16 protein-coding genes are annotated in these 17,610 nt (G+C 61.0%); 5 read left to right on the forward strand and 11 right to left on the reverse strand.

The window, feature by feature from the left end:
- Positions 1-48 precede the first annotated feature (48 nt).
- The 6 genes from NJC38_RS05695 to NJC38_RS05720 all read right to left on the reverse strand — a co-directional run bounded on the left by NJC38_RS05695 (position 49) and on the right by NJC38_RS05720 (position 5,448).
- Positions 49-675, reverse strand: coding sequence for a class I SAM-dependent methyltransferase (locus NJC38_RS05695; protein WP_253112039.1), 627 nt, complete (start codon positions 673-675; stop codon positions 49-51).
- Between the two features lie 46 nt (positions 676-721).
- On the reverse strand, positions 722-1,450 hold the full coding sequence (locus NJC38_RS05700) for a hypothetical protein (RefSeq protein WP_045486149.1): 729 nt from the start codon (positions 1,448-1,450) through the stop codon (positions 722-724).
- Positions 1,451-2,022: 572 nt separating this feature from the next.
- Entirely contained in the window at positions 2,023-2,766 is a 744-nt protein-coding gene (gene tcyN / locus NJC38_RS05705; protein WP_253112041.1) for an L-cystine ABC transporter ATP-binding protein TcyN, read from the reverse strand.
- Positions 2,767-2,769: 3 nt separating this feature from the next.
- On the reverse strand, positions 2,770-3,438 hold the full coding sequence (gene tcyL, locus NJC38_RS05710) for a cystine ABC transporter permease (RefSeq protein ID WP_253112043.1): 669 nt from the start codon (positions 3,436-3,438) through the stop codon (positions 2,770-2,772).
- Positions 3,435-4,232, reverse strand: coding sequence for a cystine ABC transporter substrate-binding protein (gene tcyJ, locus NJC38_RS05715; protein WP_253112047.1), 798 nt, complete (start codon positions 4,230-4,232; stop codon positions 3,435-3,437). Before tcyJ ends, tcyL begins: the two co-directional genes overlap by 4 nt.
- Before the next feature lie 217 nt (positions 4,233-4,449).
- The gene (locus tag NJC38_RS05720) at positions 4,450-5,448 is read right to left on the reverse strand and encodes a D-cysteine desulfhydrase (protein ID WP_045486160.1); all 999 of its coding nucleotides are present in this window, start codon (positions 5,446-5,448) and stop codon (positions 4,450-4,452) included.
- Between the two features lie 234 nt (positions 5,449-5,682).
- Between NJC38_RS05720 and epsC the strand changes: the two genes are divergently transcribed.
- The 4 genes from epsC (at position 5,683) to NJC38_RS05740 (ending at position 9,854) form a co-directional block, all read left to right on the forward strand.
- Positions 5,683-6,636 carry a serine O-acetyltransferase EpsC gene (epsC, locus tag NJC38_RS05725; RefSeq protein ID WP_253112049.1) on the forward strand — a complete coding sequence of 318 codons (954 nt, stop codon included), beginning with the start codon at positions 5,683-5,685 and terminating at the stop codon, positions 6,634-6,636.
- 315 nt (positions 6,637-6,951) lie between these two features.
- Positions 6,952-8,946, forward strand: a complete 1,995-nt coding sequence (betT, locus tag NJC38_RS05730) for a choline transporter BetT (RefSeq protein ID WP_045486166.1) — start codon at positions 6,952-6,954, stop codon at positions 8,944-8,946.
- A gap of 378 nt (positions 8,947-9,324) precedes the next feature.
- Complete coding sequence (locus NJC38_RS05735) at positions 9,325-9,558, forward strand: hypothetical protein (protein ID WP_045486169.1); 234 nt, start codon at positions 9,325-9,327, stop codon at positions 9,556-9,558.
- Positions 9,555-9,854 (forward strand): cell division protein ZapA, encoded by a 300-nt coding sequence (locus NJC38_RS05740; RefSeq protein ID WP_045486171.1) that lies wholly within the window; start codon positions 9,555-9,557, stop codon positions 9,852-9,854. Before NJC38_RS05735 ends, NJC38_RS05740 begins: the two co-directional genes overlap by 4 nt.
- Before the next feature lie 21 nt (positions 9,855-9,875).
- Here the strand turns inward: NJC38_RS05740 and NJC38_RS05745 are convergent, their stop codons facing one another.
- Positions 9,876-10,919: a low specificity L-threonine aldolase gene (locus NJC38_RS05745; RefSeq protein ID WP_045486173.1), complete on the reverse strand. Its 1,044-nt coding sequence runs from the start codon at positions 10,917-10,919 to the stop codon at positions 9,876-9,878.
- A gap of 331 nt (positions 10,920-11,250) precedes the next feature.
- Here NJC38_RS05745 and NJC38_RS05750 point away from each other — a divergent pair, with 331 nt between their 5' ends.
- Complete coding sequence (locus NJC38_RS05750; RefSeq protein WP_253112052.1) at positions 11,251-11,991, forward strand: TraX family protein; 741 nt, start codon at positions 11,251-11,253, stop codon at positions 11,989-11,991.
- 173 nt (positions 11,992-12,164) lie between these two features.
- On the opposite strand, the gene eutC is transcribed toward NJC38_RS05750, so the two are convergent.
- The 4 genes from eutC to NJC38_RS05770 all read right to left on the reverse strand — a co-directional run bounded on the left by eutC (position 12,165) and on the right by NJC38_RS05770 (position 17,473).
- Positions 12,165-12,986, reverse strand: coding sequence for an ethanolamine ammonia-lyase subunit EutC (gene eutC, locus NJC38_RS05755; protein WP_253112054.1), 822 nt, complete (start codon positions 12,984-12,986; stop codon positions 12,165-12,167).
- Between the two features lie 9 nt (positions 12,987-12,995).
- On the reverse strand, positions 12,996-14,390 hold the full coding sequence (locus NJC38_RS05760) for an ethanolamine ammonia-lyase subunit EutB (protein ID WP_045486179.1): 1,395 nt from the start codon (positions 14,388-14,390) through the stop codon (positions 12,996-12,998).
- A 48-nt stretch (positions 14,391-14,438) separates the two neighbouring features.
- Positions 14,439-15,887: an ethanolamine permease gene (gene eat / locus NJC38_RS05765; RefSeq protein WP_045486181.1), complete on the reverse strand. Its 1,449-nt coding sequence runs from the start codon at positions 15,885-15,887 to the stop codon at positions 14,439-14,441.
- A gap of 65 nt (positions 15,888-15,952) precedes the next feature.
- Positions 15,953-17,473, reverse strand: a complete 1,521-nt coding sequence (locus NJC38_RS05770) for an aldehyde dehydrogenase family protein (RefSeq protein ID WP_253112056.1) — start codon at positions 17,471-17,473, stop codon at positions 15,953-15,955.
- Positions 17,474-17,610: the final 137 nt, after the last annotated feature.

The raw sequence follows: 17,610 nt of genomic DNA on the forward strand, positions 1-17,610 counted from the left end.
AGCGCTTTTGTCAAAAGGTTTGACGATCAATTACCCACGTTACATGAATCAACCACGCCGCCACACACTGGCCAGCCAGGGCTGTTGGTCCCTGGGCAGCCCGGCTGGGCGGTAGTAGTGTTCGAGTTCGATAAAACCTGCGTCAATCAGCAGTGCCTGCCAGGCCGACAAGTCGTGATAAGACCCGTAGCGCGGACCGTTCCAGCCTTCCTGGTTCTGGCCACGGGGGTTGGAACTGAACAGCACGCCACCGGGCTTGAGTGTGGCGTGCAGTTGGCGCAGTACGCGGGGCAGTTCCTGACGTGGCACGTGGAAGAGCGAGGCGTTGGCGAAGATGCCGTCGAACCGGTTGGCGGGCAGGTCCAGCGCCAGGAAGTCCTGATGCCATACCTCGCAGCCTGTATCGGTGCGGGCCATTTCAGCAAAGCGCTGGCTGCCATCGAGCCCGGTCGGATGATGACCCAGGGCGCTAAACACCTTCAGGTCCCTGCCCGGGCCGCAACCGAAGTCGAGAATCTGCAAGGGCGCTGATGCATCGAGGTGGCGCAGCAGGGCCTCGATGTTCTGGCTGACGTCATGGTCACGGGTGCCCTCGCGAAAGCTCTCGGCTGATTGGTCATAGTGAGCCAGCGTGTTGCGGGTGATCTGTTGCAGGGTGCCGGAGTCGAGCTTCATCGATGGTATCCAGTGCGGGTATTCAAATTAATACGCTGGCGAGCCGTCACTCAAGCGTCCGGCCAGCATAGGGCACCCAGATTTCCCGTACGGGTGCCCACGACGAATTGTTGCCTACCCGGTCGATGATGCAATAAGTCGCTGGAAGTGTCTGCCCGCCACCGGCCTCGGAAATCAGCGCCGACGGCACCACAAACTCTACGGCGTCGCCGACTTCGTCAGGCTGCAACGGCGGCAGGTCCATGCGCAGGTCACCCCAGCTCAAGGTGATCTCGTCGTGCGGTGCCATGTTCGGATAAGGCTCGATGATCAACGGCAGGCCGTCGTGCAGGTGGCGGCTGTTGAGGCCGCGGCGCTCCACCGAGGCCGGCAGTGCCAGTGGCGCCAGCCCCTGGTTTTCCTCCTGGTCGATGTCCATCAGCGTGCCGCCCGGTGCGTCGAGCTTGACCCACACTTTGCGGCATACCGATGACATGGGTGAACCGCCGACTTTCATGACCCGATAACTGGCCCTGGCCTTGCCGTTGTGCAGGAAGCTTTCCGGGACACGCAGCGCCACAGGCTGGTCGAGATCCTGGCAGGTGAGAATCTTCGACGCGACGTAGCAGTCATTCCAGTACAGCTCGATCAGATCACCGGTGTCCATATCTGGATAAACCGGCACCTCGATCATCAGACTCGAGGCCTGGCGAATGCCAATGCCATGGCGGCAGGTATGGGGAATGTCCGGAGCGGGGAGTTTAGGCGCAGCCTTCGTGCAGTAGGTATGGCTCATATCCAGATACTCGTGTGTTCAAGTCATAAAGCCAGACAGTGGGTAATGAACGGCAAAGGCGAAGTGCGTTATTCGCCCGCGCTGGCTAATCGATATTCATTGGTTAAGTTGTCTTGAATAAAGGATGAATCCCGGCCGTTGATAATTGGCAGCTGGGTGAAAATTAGTGATTTCAGCTAATTGGCTTTATGGCTTGCTGTCAACAGTGGCTAACTTGCTAAATGCTGTTTTTTAAAGAATCAGAAAGATCCTACAAAAGGCGCGCAGGATTATTACTGGCAGATTCATTGGGGTCTGACCTGTTCAGGTAATACTAAGAAGCTGGCACTTTAGTCTGTAGGAGCCGCTTTAGCGGCGAAATCTCCGCGGCTAAAGCCAATACTGTCCACTTAGGTACTCTATGCCCCCGGTGGGAGCAGCCGGTCGGCGTTCCGGTTGCTCGTGAAGAGGCCAGCGCATTCGCAGAAGATGCTGTGACTTTACCGGCCTCTTCGCTACCAAGGTAGCTCCCACCGGGGACATGAAGCACTTAACTGAATAGTGTGGCGGTTAAAACGCAGGTGGGGGCAGGATCAAAAACGGCTGCGTTCAAGAAACTGCCGTGTCCGCTCCTGCTGCGGGTTGGCAAACAGTGCCTTGGCTTCGCCCTGTTCGACGATCACGCCCTTGTCGATGAAGATCACCCGGTTGGCAACATCCCGGGCAAAGCTCATCTCGTGGGTGACGATGACCATGGTGCGATTTTCTTCGGCCAGGGCGCGAATGGTGCTGAGCACCTCGCCGACCAGCTCCGGATCCAGCGCCGAGGTCGGTTCATCGAACAGGATCACCTGCGGCTCCATGGCCAACGCCCGGGCAATCGCTACCCGTTGCTGCTGACCGCCGGACAGCCGCTTGGGGTAGGCGTCTTCCTTGCCGCTCAGGCCAACCTTGGCCAGCAACTGACGGGCCAGGGCAATGGCTTTTTCTTTCGCCACTTTCTTGACCACCACCGGCCCTTCAATGATGTTCTCCAGCGCCGTGCGGTGCGGGAACAGGTTGAAGTTCTGGAACACGAAACCGACCTGTTGCCGCAACTGGCGGATCAGGCCTTGCTGCTGGCTCAACGGCCGGTTGCCATCGATACGGATAGCGCCGATCTGCAAGGAACCGCCCGAAGGCTCTTCGAGCAGATTCAGACAGCGCAGCAAGGTGGTCTTGCCCGAGCCGCTGGGGCCGATGATCGCCACCACCTCACCGGCCTCGATACGCAGATCAATGCCTTTGAGTACCTCATTGCCCTTGAACTGCTTGGTGAGCCCTTTTATTTCAATCATGGCTCAAGACTCCAGATCATGGCGGTTGACCCGGGCTTCCAGGCGGTTTTGCAGGTGTGAAAGCACAGTGGCCAGCACCCAGTAGATCAGCGCGGCGGCCAGGTACATGGTGAAGATCTCAAAGGTGCGGGCGGTAATCAGTTGCGCCTGGCGGAACAGCTCCGGCACCTGGATGGTGGCGGCCAGCGCGGTGTCCTTGACCAGTGAGATGAAACTGTTGCCCAGGGGCGGCAGAGCGGTACGCGCAGCCTGGGGCAGGATCGCCCGGCGCATGGTCTGCCAGCGGGTCATGCCGATACTGGCTGCCGCTTCCCATTGCCCGCGGTCCACGGCGCCGATCGCCGCACGCAGGATCTCACAGGCGTAGGCCGCCATGTTCAGCGAGAAACCGATCAGCGCGGCCGGCAGCGGGTCCAGTTCAACACCCAGTTGCGGCAGGCCGTAATAGATCATGAACAGCTGCACCAGCAGCGGCGTGCCGCGAAAGAACGACACGTAGACGCGGGCGATCCAGCTCACCGGCTTGATGCGCGACAGACGCATCAAGGCCAGTGCAAAGCCCAGTATCAGCCCGAAGAACATACCACCCAGGCTGAGCACGATCGTGTAATACGCGCCTTTGAGCAGAAAAGGCGCGGATTCGAGCGCGAGATTAAGGCTCTCTTCAATCATTTAGTCACGTCAGCCCCGAAGTATTTCTCGGACAGCTTGGCCAGGGTGCCGTCGGCGCGCAGCTTATCCAGCGCCTTGTCGATGGCTTCATGCAGCTCGGGCTCGCCTTTGCGCAGCGCGACACCGGCTTCCTGACGCGAGAAAGGCTCACCGGCGACTGCCAGGGTGTCTTTGGTCTTGGCGATCAGCTCCAGGGCTGCCAGGCGGTCGACCAGAATGGCGTCGATGCGGCCGACACGCAGGTCCTGGTATTTGGTCGGGTCATCGTCGTAGGTCTTGACCACGGCGCCCGGTACATTGCTCTTGAGCCACTGCTCGTAGTTGGTACCCAGGCCGACGCCGATCTTCTTGCCGACCAGATCCTGGGCGGTCTTGATGCTGCCTTGGTCCTTCTTCTGGGTCAGCGCCTGGATACCGGATACGGTGTAGGGCTTGGAGAAGTCGTATTTTTTCTTGCGCTCTTCCGAGATGGTCACCTGATTGACCACTACGTCCAGACGCTTGGACTCCAGCGCCGCGAGAATGCCATCCCACTTGGTTGGCTGGATCTTGGCCTTGACGCCCAACTCTTTGGCCAGCGCCTCGGAGAGCTCGACCTCGAAGCCGCTGAGCTTGCCGTTGTTATCCACAAAACTGAACGGTGGATAAGTGCCTTCCAGGCCCACGTTCAGGGTGCCGCTGTCCTTGATTTTCTGCAGTTGTTCGCCGGCCATGGCCTGGCTGGCCAGACCTGTGCCAAGCGCCAGGCTCAGGGCCGAGAGGAGGAGGGTACGGCGGAGAGTGGAAACGTTCATGCAAGCCCCTTGTTTGAATGCGATACAAGACAGGAATCAGACGGCCTCCTGGCTGCCGAAGTGCCGGAAAACACCAGGGTTTTGCGGCACTTCGGCAGTGGAGCATGTCTGTTGGAGCGCGACTATAAGAGGTGTGCCTTATAGTTAAAAATAATTAATTATTGGTTTGATATTCTTTTTTGTTTTTCACTGCCTGCGCCGCTCTGGCGCGCGGCATTCAGCTTGCGAACTGGTCAGCATAGGCAAACAGTGCCGGTGCGCCACCGGTATGCAGGAAGATGATCGGACCATCGTCGAAGCGCTGACGACCGATACCGTCAAGCAGGCCGGCCATAGCCTTGCCAGTGTAAACCGGATCCAGCAGCAGGCCTTCCTGGCTGGCGACCAGTTTAATCGCTGCCAGCGTGCCGGCATTGGGTTCGCCGTAACGAGGAGCGTAGTACTCATCCCACAAGTTGACCTTGAAACGCTCCGGCAAAGCCACGCCAAGCAGTTCGGCGGTGCGTTCAGCCAGCCCCTGAACCTTGGGCAATTGTGCCTCTTCGCTGCGTGACACCGTGACGCCAATCACCGGCAGGTCAGGATGGCTGTCAGCCAAAGCCAGGGCCAGGCCGCTGTGGGTGCCGGCACTGCCAGAGGCGGTGACGACCGCTGCGAAGGTCTCGCCGGTCTGTTCGATCTGCTCGGCCAATTCGAACCCGGCGCGTACATAACCCAGTGCACCCACCGGGCTGGAGCCACCGATAGGCACCAGATAGGGCTTTTTGCCGCTGGCATGCAGGCGCACCGCTAACGCTTGCAGCAGCTCATCGGCGTTGTCGAGGCTCTCTACCAGTTCGACCTTGGCATCGAACAGCTCCAGCAGCAGGCGATTGCCGTTCTTCAGGTAATTGGGGTCTTCGCTGCCGATAGGGTTTTCCAGCAGTGCGACGCAGCCCAGGCCCAGGCGGGCGGCGAGGGCAGCGGTCTGGCGGACATGGTTGGACTGGATGGCGCCGGCGGTGATCAGCGTGTCAGCACCCTTGGCCAGTGCATCGGCGGCCAGGTACTCAAGCTTGCGCACCTTGTTGCCGCCCAGAGCAAGGGTGGTGGTGTCGTCGCGCTTGATATAAAGGTCGCGGCCGACCCAGGCTGACAGGCGTTCGAGCTTTTCCAGAGGTGTCGGGGCGCCGATCAGGTCCAGGCGCTTGAAACGGTCGAGCTGTTTTTTGAGCATGGGGCTATGGGTATCCCTTTGGACATTCTTGAGGGCGTTCATGGCCCGGCGGTATGGCAAGATCAGTGACTATATGCAGACGATTCCTGCACGGCAACAGGCGTGCTCTTATGCCTTGGACGCTTATTTCCTACAGAAATTGATATTTTTTCAACTCTGGCATTTGCCGTAGAGTGGAAGGCGAGGCCGCTACCCAAGGGTGGCTGTCACCCGTGATCAGCAGGAGAGTTCAGCGTGAGCGAGATTCCAAAAGGGACTGCCGAGGGCCGCGTCAGTCACTGGCAGTTGCAGCACATCGTCGGTCAGTTGCGCGCGGCGCGGGATGACTGGCGCACCCGTAACCGGCGGGTCAGCGGTGAACATGGCGGTCGTGAACTGCCGTCGCGGGCGGCCATGGGTGAAATCCTCGAAGCCTTGGCCGGTGCACTGTTCCCGATGCGCCTGGGCCCGGTGGACCTGCGTGAAGAGAGCGAAGACTTCTACGTCGGTCATACCCTGGATGTGGCGTTGAATGCCTTGCTGGCGCAAACCCGCCTTGAACTGCGTTATGTGGCCCATCAGCAGGGGCGGAGCGTCGAGGGCATCGACCAGCAGGCACTGCAACTGATTCAGGACCTGGCCCTGGCCCTGCCGGGCATTCGTCGCCTGCTGGACACCGATGTGCTGGCGGCCTATCAGGGTGACCCGGCAGCGCGCAGCGTCGATGAAGTCTTGCTCTGCTATCCGGGTATTCTGGCGATTATCCACCATCGTCTGGCGCACCATCTGTACCGCGCCGGCTTGCCGTTGCTGGCGCGTATCAGTGCTGAAATTGCCCACTCGGCCACCGGCATTGATATCCACCCTGGTGCGCAGATTGGCCCGAGTTTCTTCATCGACCACGGCACCGGTGTGGTGATCGGTGAAACCGCGATTATCGGTGAGCGAGTGCGTATTTATCAGGCAGTGACCCTCGGCGCCAAGCGCTTCCCGGCCGACGAGAACGGTAACCTGCACAAAGGCGAATGCCGCCACCCGATTGTCGAGGACGACGTGGTGATCTACGCAGGCGCGACCATTCTGGGGCGCATCACCATCGGCAAGGGCTCGACCATCGGCGGTAACGTCTGGCTGACCCGCAGCGTCCCGGCCGGCAGCAACCTGACCCAGGCCAACCTGCTGCACAACGACGACGGCACCCAAAAGTAACGGTTTTATGGGGGCACGTAGGAGCTGCCGGGCGGCGATCCGCTTTAGCAGCGAAAAGCTTCGCGGATAAATCCGCTCCTACAAGATTGTTTGTTCTGCCCCGTCGTTACGGAACGATTGGTTTATTTCTCACGTCCTACCCCTGATCCGAGCGAAGTCCTACGGCAGCGATTGGTCATTTACTGGCCAATCGTGTTTAAATTGAACGTTCAGTCAATTTAGAACGGTGGTTCGCTGCCCGCTCACATCAGGAGGCCAACCCTTGCATTACCCTCGTCTTGTCCCTGTTTTACGGACTCTGGAGGCGCATCCAGTATGAATGTCTCCCACCCCGCCGCCAGCAGCCAGGTGCGCATGAATGCGCCGGTTTTCTATTTCGCGGCAAGCTTCATTCTGGTGTTCGGCATTGTCGTCATCAGCTTTCCCGAAGCCGCCGGCCAATGGCTGCTTGCAGCGCAGAACTGGGCGGCCAATACGGTCGGCTGGTACTACATGCTGGTCATGACGCTGTATCTGGTCTTCGTGGTGGTCACCGCCTTATCCGGCTACGGCCGGATCAAACTCGGTGCCGACCACGACGAACCCGAATTCAGCTACCTGTCCTGGGCCGGCATGCTGTTCGCCGCCGGGATCAGCATCACGCTGTTTTTCTTTTGCGTTTCCGAACCGCTCACCCACATGTTGCAGCCACCGCAAGGCGAAGCCGGTACCGCTGACGCGGCGCGCCAGGGCATGCAGTTGCTGTTTTTGCACTGGGGCCTGCATGGCTGGGGCGTGTTCGCCTTTGTCGGCATGGCACTGGCGTACTTCGCTTATCGGCACAACCTGCCGCTGGCCTTGCGCTCGGCGTTGTATCCGCTGATCGGCAAGCGCATCAACGGCCCGATCGGCTACGCCGTCGACGGCTTCGGCATCATCGCCACCATCTTCGGTCTGGGCGCCGACATGGGCTTTGGCGTGCTGCATCTGAACTCCGGTCTGGATTATCTGTTTGGCGTGGCCCATACCCATTGGGTTCAGGTCATGCTGATTAGCGCAATGATGGGCGCGGCCATTCTGGTCGCGGTGTCCGGGGTAGAGAAGGGCGTGCGGGTCATGTCCGACATCAACATGCTGCTGGCCTGCGCGCTGTTGCTGTTCGTGCTGTTCGCAGGCCCCACCCAGCACTTGCTCAATACCCTGGTGCAGAACGTCGGTGATTATCTGGGCGCCTTGCCGGTCAAGAGTTTCGACGTCTATGCCTACCAGCAGGCCGATGGCTGGCTGGGCGGCTGGACCGTGTTCTACTGGGCCTGGTGGATTGCCTGGGCGCCGTTCGTGGGTCTGTTCATCGCACGGATTTCCCGCGGCCGCACCATTCGTGAATTCGTCTTCGGCGTACTGTTCATCCCGTTGGGTTTCACCCTGGCGTGGATGTCGATCTTCGGTAACAGCGCGATCCATCAAGTGCTGGAATACGGCATGACTGCGCTGGGCCAGTCGGCCATCGACGACCCGTCGATGACCCTGTACCTGCTGCTGGAAACCTACCCCTGGAGCAAAACGGTGATCGCCGTGACGGTGTTCATCAGCTTCGTGTTCTTCGTCACCTCGGCAGACTCCGGCACTGTGGTGCTCTCTACCCTGTCGGCCAAAGGCGGCAGCGCCGACGAAGACGGCCCGAAGTGGCTGCGGGTGTTCTGGGGGGCGGCTACTGCGCTGATCACCAGCGGCCTGCTGTTTTCCGGCAGCATCGATGCGCTGAAATCGGCGGTGGTGCTCACCTCGTTGCCGTTCTCGCTGATTCTGTTGCTGATGATGTGGGGGCTGCATAAGGCCTTCTACCTGGAGTCGCAGCGTCAGTTGGCCCAGCTCTACTCGCTGGCCCCGGCTTCGGGCGCGCGCCGGGGCGGCTGGCGCCAACGCTTGAGCCAGGCGGTGCATTACCCGTCACGCGACGAGGTATACCGTTTTCTCGATCAGGTGGTACGACCGGCGATTGACGAGGTTACCGCTGTTTTCGTCGAAAAAGGCCTGAGCGTGACTCAGGTGCCCGACCCGGCCAATGACCTGGTGACGCTGGAAATCGGCCATGGCGAAGAGCGGCCGTTTATCTATCAGGTGCAGATGAAGGGTTTCTTTACGCCATCGTTCGCCCGTGGCGGGATGGGCTCCAAGCAACTCAATAACCGTCGCTACTACCGCGCCGAGGTGCACCTGAGCGAGGGCAGCCAGGATTACGATCTGGTGGGTTACACCAAAGAGCAGGTCATCAACGATGTGCTCGACCAGTACGAGCGGCATATGCAGTTCCTGCATCTGGTGCGCTAGCTTTTGAGCGTCTGGCCATGCCCTTGCTCCGGGGCATGGTCATGCTCAGCCATATGGACCTGATTGCAGGCGCCAGCAAAATATTGCTTGTGAGTTTTGTCCGCTGGTGGCAAATTCCCATCGCCAAAACCTTGGCGTCATCAAGGTGGCGCTTGTGCCGTTGCCTGGTAACGGCTACCAGCCGCTCTGCAGGCAGTCAGGCTGCCGATCCGACGAGCCGCAGGAACCGGATCGACAGAACCCGGTCCTAGTTACCCTGCAAATGAAAGTTTCATCTTCGATTTGTGGAAGAGGGCCGATTTGCGGGCCTCAACGCTGGCATGCGCAGGGACTTTTCTTTATCGTGTGCGCCCCGTAAAACTTGTTCGAGTATTCAGAATGTTGGAAGCGTCTCTCAGTCAGTTGGAACAACTTGTCAGTGATCTGGTTCAGCAGAACCAGCAACTGCAAGACACCAATACCCAACTGCGTACCGAACTGGCGCAGGCCAGGGAAGAAAACGACAGCCTGCAACTGAGCCTGCTGGAGCATGAAGAGAAGCAGGGCAGCACCGCTGCACGCATCCAGGCTCTGGTTGACCGCGCCACCAGCGCCAGTGCCGTGAACGCATGAGCCAAGACAACGGCGTGACCGTGCTCTCGATCCTGGGCAATGACTACTCGGTCAAGGCCCCGGCGGGAGAGGAGCAGACTCTGCTGCAGGCCGCCGCGATGCTCAATACCTCGCTGGCCGAGACCAAGCGTTCCTATCCGACGCTGATCGGCGACCGCTTGCTGGTATTGGCAGCCCTTAACCTGTGCTCCCGGCACATCCAGCTCGAAAAGCAGCACAAGGCCGAGCTTGCGCGCTATCAGGAACAGGTCGAGGCCACTGTGCACACGATTTCCCGGACGCTCGCGCAGAGCTGATCCGGGAGCGTGGCAGCAGGCTCAAGCAGCCTGCATCACCCGGCGGATGTCCGCCGCCAGTTGGCGAACGCGATCCTGCTCGGTGTCCCACGAGCACATGAAGCGTGCGCCGCCTTTGCCGATGAAGGTATAGAAGCGCCAGCCCAGGCCGGTCAGTGCGGCAATCGCCGGCTCAGAGAGCTGCAGGAATACGCCGTTGGCCTGCACCGGAAACATCAGTTCGACCCCAGGTACATCCTTGACCAGTTCCGCCAGTAACTGCGCGCACTGGTTCGCGTGCGCGGCGTGGCGCAACCAGGCGTCGTTTTCCAGCAGCCCGACCCACGGCGCCGACAGATAGCGCATTTTCGACGCCAGTTGCCCCGCCTGCTTGCAACGGTAGTCAAAGTCTTCTGCCAGCTCGCGGTTGAAAAACAGAATCGCCTCACCGACCGCCATGCCGTTTTTGGTGCCGCCAAAACACAGCACATCCACGCCTGCTTTCCAGGTCAGCTCCGCCGGCGTGCAGCCCAGATGCGCGCAGGCGTTGGAGAAGCGTGCGCCATCCATATGCAGGTGCAGGTTGAGTTCTTTGCAGGTGGCGCTGATCGCCTTGAGCTCTTCGGGTTGATAGACCGTGCCGATTTCCGTGGCCTGGGTAATGGTCACCACGCGTGGCTTGGGGTAGTGGATATCCTGGCGCTTGAGGGCGATCTCGCGGATGGCCTCAGGGGTCAGCTTGCCCGCGGTAGTCGGGGCGACCAGCAATTTCGAGCCATTGGAGAAAAACTCCGGTGCGCCGCATTCGTCTGTTTCAACGTGGGCGGTTTCCGAACAGATCACGCTGTGGTAACTCTGGCACAGTGCCGAGAGCGCCAGGGAGTTGGCTGCGGTGCCGTTGAAGGCGAAGAACACTTCGCAGTCGGTTTCGAACAGACGGCGGAAACCATCGGCGGCGCGTGCCGTCCATTGATCGTCGCCATAAGCGCGTTGATGTCCCTGGTTCGCCTGTTCCATGGCTGCCCAGGCTTCAGGGCAGATACCGGAATAGTTGTCACTGGCGAACTGTTGGCTCTGGTCGGTCATGGCGGTTCCTTATTATGCGAAGGTGCCGTGTTGGCCTGCCTTTTGAGCGGGCCGGGCACCTGTTTTCATGGATGGTCATACAATAGGGTCTGTTGCCATTTCATCACAACCGCGCCGAGGTCTGTTTTATCGGCCTGCATAGGCATTCACCCTGTTGGAATGCGTGCGACAAAACAGCCACGGCCCTGCGGGTTGCGCCCCAAATCGCGCCATGCTTCGTCGAAGGACTTGAAAAGGGAGCGACCATTTCCTGCGTCCTTCGCCTCGCCTGACACGATTTGGCGCTGCAACGCGGCCTGCGCTGAAACAACAACAGACCCTAGAGAGAGTCATGGATCTTTCCAACCCGCCATTTCTGCCCAAACGAGACCGCGCGCTGGATTTGCTCAAATGGCTGGCGATGTTGAGCATGTTGCTCGACCATTTGCGCTACGTGGGGCTGGCGCTGGATGTGCTTTACGTACCGGGGCGGCTGGCGTTTGCCTGGTTCTGCCTGGCCATTGCGGCCAATCTGGCGCGGCGCAGCGCCGCCGAAATCGGTCCGCGGGTGCGCTGGCGTTATTTGGGCTGGATGGTTGCCTTCAGCGCACTGTCCGAACTGCCGTACCGGCTGTTCATGCCCGACGCCCAGACCCTTAACGTCATGCCGACCCTGTTGCTGGGACTGTTGGTTGCCCAGGGCTGGCGCCAGCGTATGGTTGCGACCCGCTCGATGGCTTTCGCTGCTGTACTGCTGGGGGCGTTGTTGCAGCAACACCTGATGTTCGGCTTTGCCGGGGTGATGCTGCCGCTGGTGATGCTGATGGTCTTGCAGCGGCCCAAATGGCTGGCGCTGTTTCCGGCCGTACTGTGTGTGATCGCCAACGCCTGGCAAGACATGCTTGCCGGGATCGGCTGGGGTGATCCGGTATCGATCGGTGCCTTGCTGGTGTGCCTGTTGGCGCCATTGGCGGGGCTGGCCGTGCTGGGCAGCAAGCCCGGCTTCAAGGTCTGGCCGATGCGTCGTTGGGCCTATGCCATCTACCCGGCGCACTTTGTGCTGTTGTGGGGGATACGCCAGATACTTGAGTAAGGATCACGGTTAAAAACAATACTGCTCAGATAAGCACTGCATGCCTTTGTAGGAGCGACCTTGGTCGCGAAGAGGCCGGTAAAGTCACAGCAGATGTAGTGTTTTCACTGGCCTCTTCGCGAGCAGAGCTCGCTCCCACCGGGGCATACAGTACCTAAGTGGGCAGTACTGCTTTAAAAAGTCTCCGGGCTGCCATCGCTCAGCAGAAAATTCCCCGGCCCGCTGTTATCCAGCGTCGGGACTTGGGCTTCGTCTTTCAGGTCCACCCCCGACAACTGCCGCCGGCACGCCTCGCGCATCAGGTACATCAGGCGGAAGGCGGCCATGCCGTAGCTCAGGCCTTCGAGCCGGACATTGGAGATGCAGTTGCGGTACGCGTCGTTCAGGCCGACCTTAGGCCCCCAGGTGAAGTACAGCCCCAGGCTGTCCGGTGAGCTGAGCCCCGGTCGTTCGCCGATCAGAATCACGCTCATCTTCGCGCCCAGGCGTTGGCCCACTTCGTCGGCCACTGCGACCCGGCCCTGTTGCACCAGCGTGATGGGCGCCAGCGACCAGCCTTCCTCCCGCACTGTCTCCAACAGGCGTTCAAGAAATGGCAGGCTATGGCGTTGCACCGCCAGGGACGACAGGCCGTCGGCGATCACGATCGCCAGGTCATAGCCTGTGCCTTGTTGCGCCGCATATTCGTCCAGCGCGGCAGCCGACTCTTCGTTCAGGCGCCGCCCCAGGTCCGGGCGTTGCAGGTAGGTGTGGCGGTCGGCGGCGGCGCTGTGCACCAGCAGAGTTTCGAGCTGGCGTTGTTGCAGTTCGGCGTTCAGCCCGGCGTGATCGAAAGGCAGATGCACCGCGTCACGGGCCTGGGCGTGGGCGAACTGGAAGTCCAGTTGCGCGGCAGTGGGCAGGCTGGTGCCGGCCCGGCCCAGGGCAATGCGCGCCGGGGTCAACTGGCGCAGTTGCTGCCAGGGATTGGCAGTGGCGGGGGATTTATCAGACATGGCGACCTCTCAAGCCAGTTGTGCCAGGGCCTGGCGAAACGCTGGCGGCAGTTCGTCGCCCATGCGCAATTGCCCGCCTTGCTGCTGGAAGATGCCCATGCGCGCCAGCCAGGCCTCGAACTCCGGCGCGGCGTGCAGGCCCAGCACTTTGCGTGCATACAACGCATCGTGGAACGAGGTGGTCTGGTAGTTGAGCATCACGTCATCAGAGCCTGGAATCCCCATGATGAAGTTGATGCCCGCTGCGCCCAGCAGGGTCAGCAGCACGTCCATATCGTCCTGATCGGCCTCGGCATGGTTGGTGTAGCAGATGTCACAGCCCATGGGCACGCCCAGCAGCTTGCCGCAGAAGTGGTCTTCCAGCCCGGCGCGGATGATCTGCTTGCCGTTGTACAGGTACTCCGGGCCGATGAAGCCGACCACGGTGTTGACCAGAAACGGATTGAAATGCCGCGCCACACCATAGGCGCGGGTCTCGCAGGTCTGCTGGTCGACGCCGTGGTGGGCGTTGGCCGACAACGCACTGCCCTGGCCGGTTTCGAAGTACATCAGGTTGTTGCCCAGAGTGCCGCGCTTGAGGCTCAAGCCGGCCTCGTAGCCTTCCTGGAGAATCTTCAGGCTGACCCCGAAGCTGGCGTTGGCCGCTTCGGTGCCGGCGATGGACTGGAACACCAGGTCCAGCGGCGCGCCGCGCTCGATGGCGGCGATCGAGCTGGTGACGTGGGTCAGCACGCAAGACTGGGTGGGAATCTGGTAGCGCTGGATGATTGCGTCGAGCATCTCCAGCAAGGTGCAGATCGAGCTCATGCTGTCGGTGGCCGGGTTGATGCCAATCATGGCGTCGCCGTTGCCGTACAGCAGGCCGTCGACGATGCTCGCGGCAATACCGGCCGGATCGTCGGTGGGGTGGTTGGGCTGCAAGCGGGTGGACATCCGCCCGCGCAAACCCTGGGTGTTGCGAAAGCGGGTTTCGACACGGGTTTTTTGCGCGACCAGCACCAGGTCCTGGATGCGCATGATCTTCGACACCGCAGCGGCCATTTCCGGAGTCAGGCCCGGCGCCAGGGCTTTGAGGCTGGTTTCGTTAGCCTGTTCGCTGAGCAGCCAGTCGCGCAGCCCGCCAACGGTCAGATGGCTGACCGGGGCAAAGGCCAACGCGTCGTGGCTGTCGATGATCAGCCGGGTCACTTCGTCGCGCTCGTAAGGGATCACCACTTCCTGCAAGAAGTGCTTGAGTGGCACATCGGCCAGGGCCATCTGCGCTGCGGCGCGTTCGGCGTCATTCTGCGCCGCGACTTCAGCCAGATAGTCTCCGGAACGGGCCGGGCTGGCCTTGGCCAGCAGCTCGCGCAGGCTGTCGAAGTGCCAGGTCATGTGGGCGATGGTGTGGGTAAATCCGGCCATGAATCATTTCTCCTGTGGCGGCCGCTTTTCAGCGGCCGCTGCAAGGGGTTAACGCAGTGACTGTTCGGCCGCCTGAATCGCCGCGAACTCTTCTTCCGGGGTGCCTGACACCAGATGGTGGCGGCTGTACAGGGCGAAGTAGGCAATCAACAGAGCGTAGATGACGGCCGCGCCGATCACGACCCGTGGATCGACCAGAAAACCCGCCACCAGCGCCACTGCTGCCAGCACCAGAGCCACGCCCGAAGTCAGTATGCCGCCAGGGGTACGGTACGGCCGCGGCATGTCAGGACGGCGAACGCGCAAGGTGATGTGGGCGGCCATCATCAGTACATACGACAGCGTGGCGCCGAAAACCGCGACCAGAATCAGCAGGTCGCCCTGGCCGCTCAGCGACAGGCCAAAACCGATGATGCCCGGTACGATCAGGGCCATGACCGGCGCTTTGTTGCGGTTGGTCAGCGACAGCCCGCGTGGCAGGTAGCCTGCACGAGACAAGGCAAAGATCTGCCGCGAGTAGGCATAGATGATCGAGAAGAAGCTGGCGATCAGACCGGCCAGGCCGACCAGGTTGACGAACTGGCTCATCCAGGTCGAGCCGCCATAGACCTTGACCAGCGATTCGACCAGCGGGTTGCCGGAGGCCACCAGCGCCTGGGCGCCGGCTGCGCCAGGGCCGACCAGCAGGATCAACCCGGCGAAGGCCAGCAGCACCAGCATGGCGCCGATCAGGCCGCGCGGCAGATCACGCTTGGGATCCTTGGTTTCTTCGGCGGCCAGTGGCACCCCTTCTACCGCCAGGAAGAACCAGATGGCATAGGGCAGCGCGGCCCAGATACCGATATAGCCGAACGGCAGGAAGCTGCTCGCGCCCTTGGCCTCGGTGGCCGGAATGTCGAACAGGTTGGCGAGCTGGAAGTGCGGGACCATTGCGATGATGTACACCGCCAGGGCGATGGCCGCCACGGCGGTGATGGCGAACATCAGCTTCAGGGCTTCACCGGCACCGAGAATGTGAATGCCGATGAACACCACATAGAACACCAGGTAGATCACCCAGCCGCCGATGCCGAACAGCGACTCGCAATAAGCGCCGATAAAGCAGGCAATGGCGGCCGGGGCGATGGCGTACTCGATGAGGATTGCAGTGCCGGTCAGAAACCCGCCCCAAGGGCCGAATGCCGTGCGGGTAAAACCGTAGCCGCCACCGGCGGTGGGGATCATCGAGGACAACTCGGCCAGCGAGAAGCACATGCACAGGTACATGGTCGCCATCAGCAAGGTGGCGATGAACATACCGCCCCAGCCACCCTGGGCCAGGCCGAAGTTCCAGCCGGCATAGTCGCCGGAAATCACATAGGCAACGCCCAGGCCGATCAGCAGCACCCAGCCGGCAGCACCTTGTTTGAGCTGGCGGTTGGCGAAATAGTCGGCACTGACGGCTTCGGTTTCCACACCGCCGTGCGAGGGCGGTGTGGAGAGGGTTTCTTTGGACATGTCAGAACTCCTTCACGCACCCGCCGCCCGGCGGCGGGGCGTTGTCGTGTTGGGCTTGTGGCAGATCAAAAGAACCCCAGCGGGTTGATGTCGTAGCTGATCAGCAGGTTTTTGGTCTGCTGGTAGTGGTCGAGCATCATCTTGTGGGTTTCACGCCCGACCCCGGACTTTTTATAGCCGCCAAATGCAGCATGCGCCGGGTACAGGTGATAGCAGTTGGTCCACACGCGGCCGGCCTTGATGCCTCGGCCCATGCGGTAGGCGCGATTGATATCGCGGGTCCAGACCCCGGCGCCGAGACCGAACTCGGTGTCGTTGGCAAGCGCCAGGGCTTCGGCTTCGTCCTTGAAGGTGGTCACGCCGACCACCGGGCCGAAAATCTCTTCCTGGAACACGCGCATGCTGTTGCTGCCCTTGAGCAGGGTCGGCTGGATGTAATAACCGCTGGCCAGGTCACCCTCCAGCTTCTCGACCGCGCCGCCTGCGAGCAGCTCGGCACCTTCCTGTTGGGCGATGTCCAGATAGCCAAGGATCTTGTCGTACTGTTGCTGCGAGGCCTGGGCGCCGACCATGGTGTCGGTGTCCAGCGGGTTGCCGCGCTTGATGGCTTTGATCTTCTTCAGCACCTGTTCCATGAACGGTTCGAAGATCGACTCCTGCACCAGGGCGCGGGAAGGGCAGGTACAGACTTCACCCTGATTGAAGAACGCCAGCACCAGGCCTTCGGCGGCTTTCTCGATGAACGCAGGTTCTGCATTCATGATGTCTTCGAAGAAGATGTTCGGCGACTTGCCGCCCAGCTCCACGGTGCTCGGGATGATATTGGTGGCCGCGCATTTCATGATGTGCGAGCCCACCGGAGTCGAACCGGTGAAGGCGATCTTGGCGATGCGGGTGCTGGTGGCCAGGGCTTCGCCGGCTTCCCGGCCATAGCCCTGAACGATATTCAGCACTCCGGGCGGCAGCAGGTCACCGACCAGTTCGGCGAACACGGTGATCGACAACGGGGTTTGTTCGGCCGGTTTGAGCACCACGCAATTGCCTGCGGCCAACGCCGGGGCGAGTTTCCAGGCGGCCATCAGCAGCGGGAAGTTCCACGGGATGATCTGGCCGACCACGCCCAGCGGCTCATGGAAATGGTAGGCGGCGGTGTGCTCGTTGATTTCGGCGCTGCTGCCTTCCTGGGCGCGGATGCAGCCGGCGAAGTAGCGGAAGTGGTCAGCGGCCAGCGGCACATCGGCATTGAGGGTTTCGCGCACCGCCTTGCCGTTGTCCCAGGTCTCGGCCACGGCCAGTTGTTCAAGGTTGGCCTCGATGCGGTCGGCGATCTTGAGCAGGATCAGCGAGCGGTCCTGTACCGAGGTCTTGCCCCAGGCTTGGGCTGCGGCGTGGGCGGCATCCAGCGCCTTGTTGATATCGGCGCTGTCGGAGCGAGGAAACTCACCGATCAGCGAGGCGTCTACCGGGCTGGTGTTGCTGAAGTACTGGCCGCCCAATGGCGCGGTGAATTCACCACCAATGTAATTGGCATAGCGCGGCTTGAGCGTGATAACGGCGCCTGGTGTACCGGGTTTGGCGTAGATCATGCGAATTCTCCGATGCGGCTTTTTGTTGTTGTACGAACGGGCAGTTCAGACAGGTCTGGGCCAATCATGAGTCGCTTTCATGTTCTCGACTTGACCTTGAGCTTGGCTGGCTGTCGTCCAGGGTCAAGTTTTCAGGG

The organism is Pseudomonas sp. 21LCFQ010 (genome assembly GCF_024129905.1).
GTDB lineage: Bacteria > Pseudomonadota > Gammaproteobacteria > Pseudomonadales > Pseudomonadaceae > Aquipseudomonas.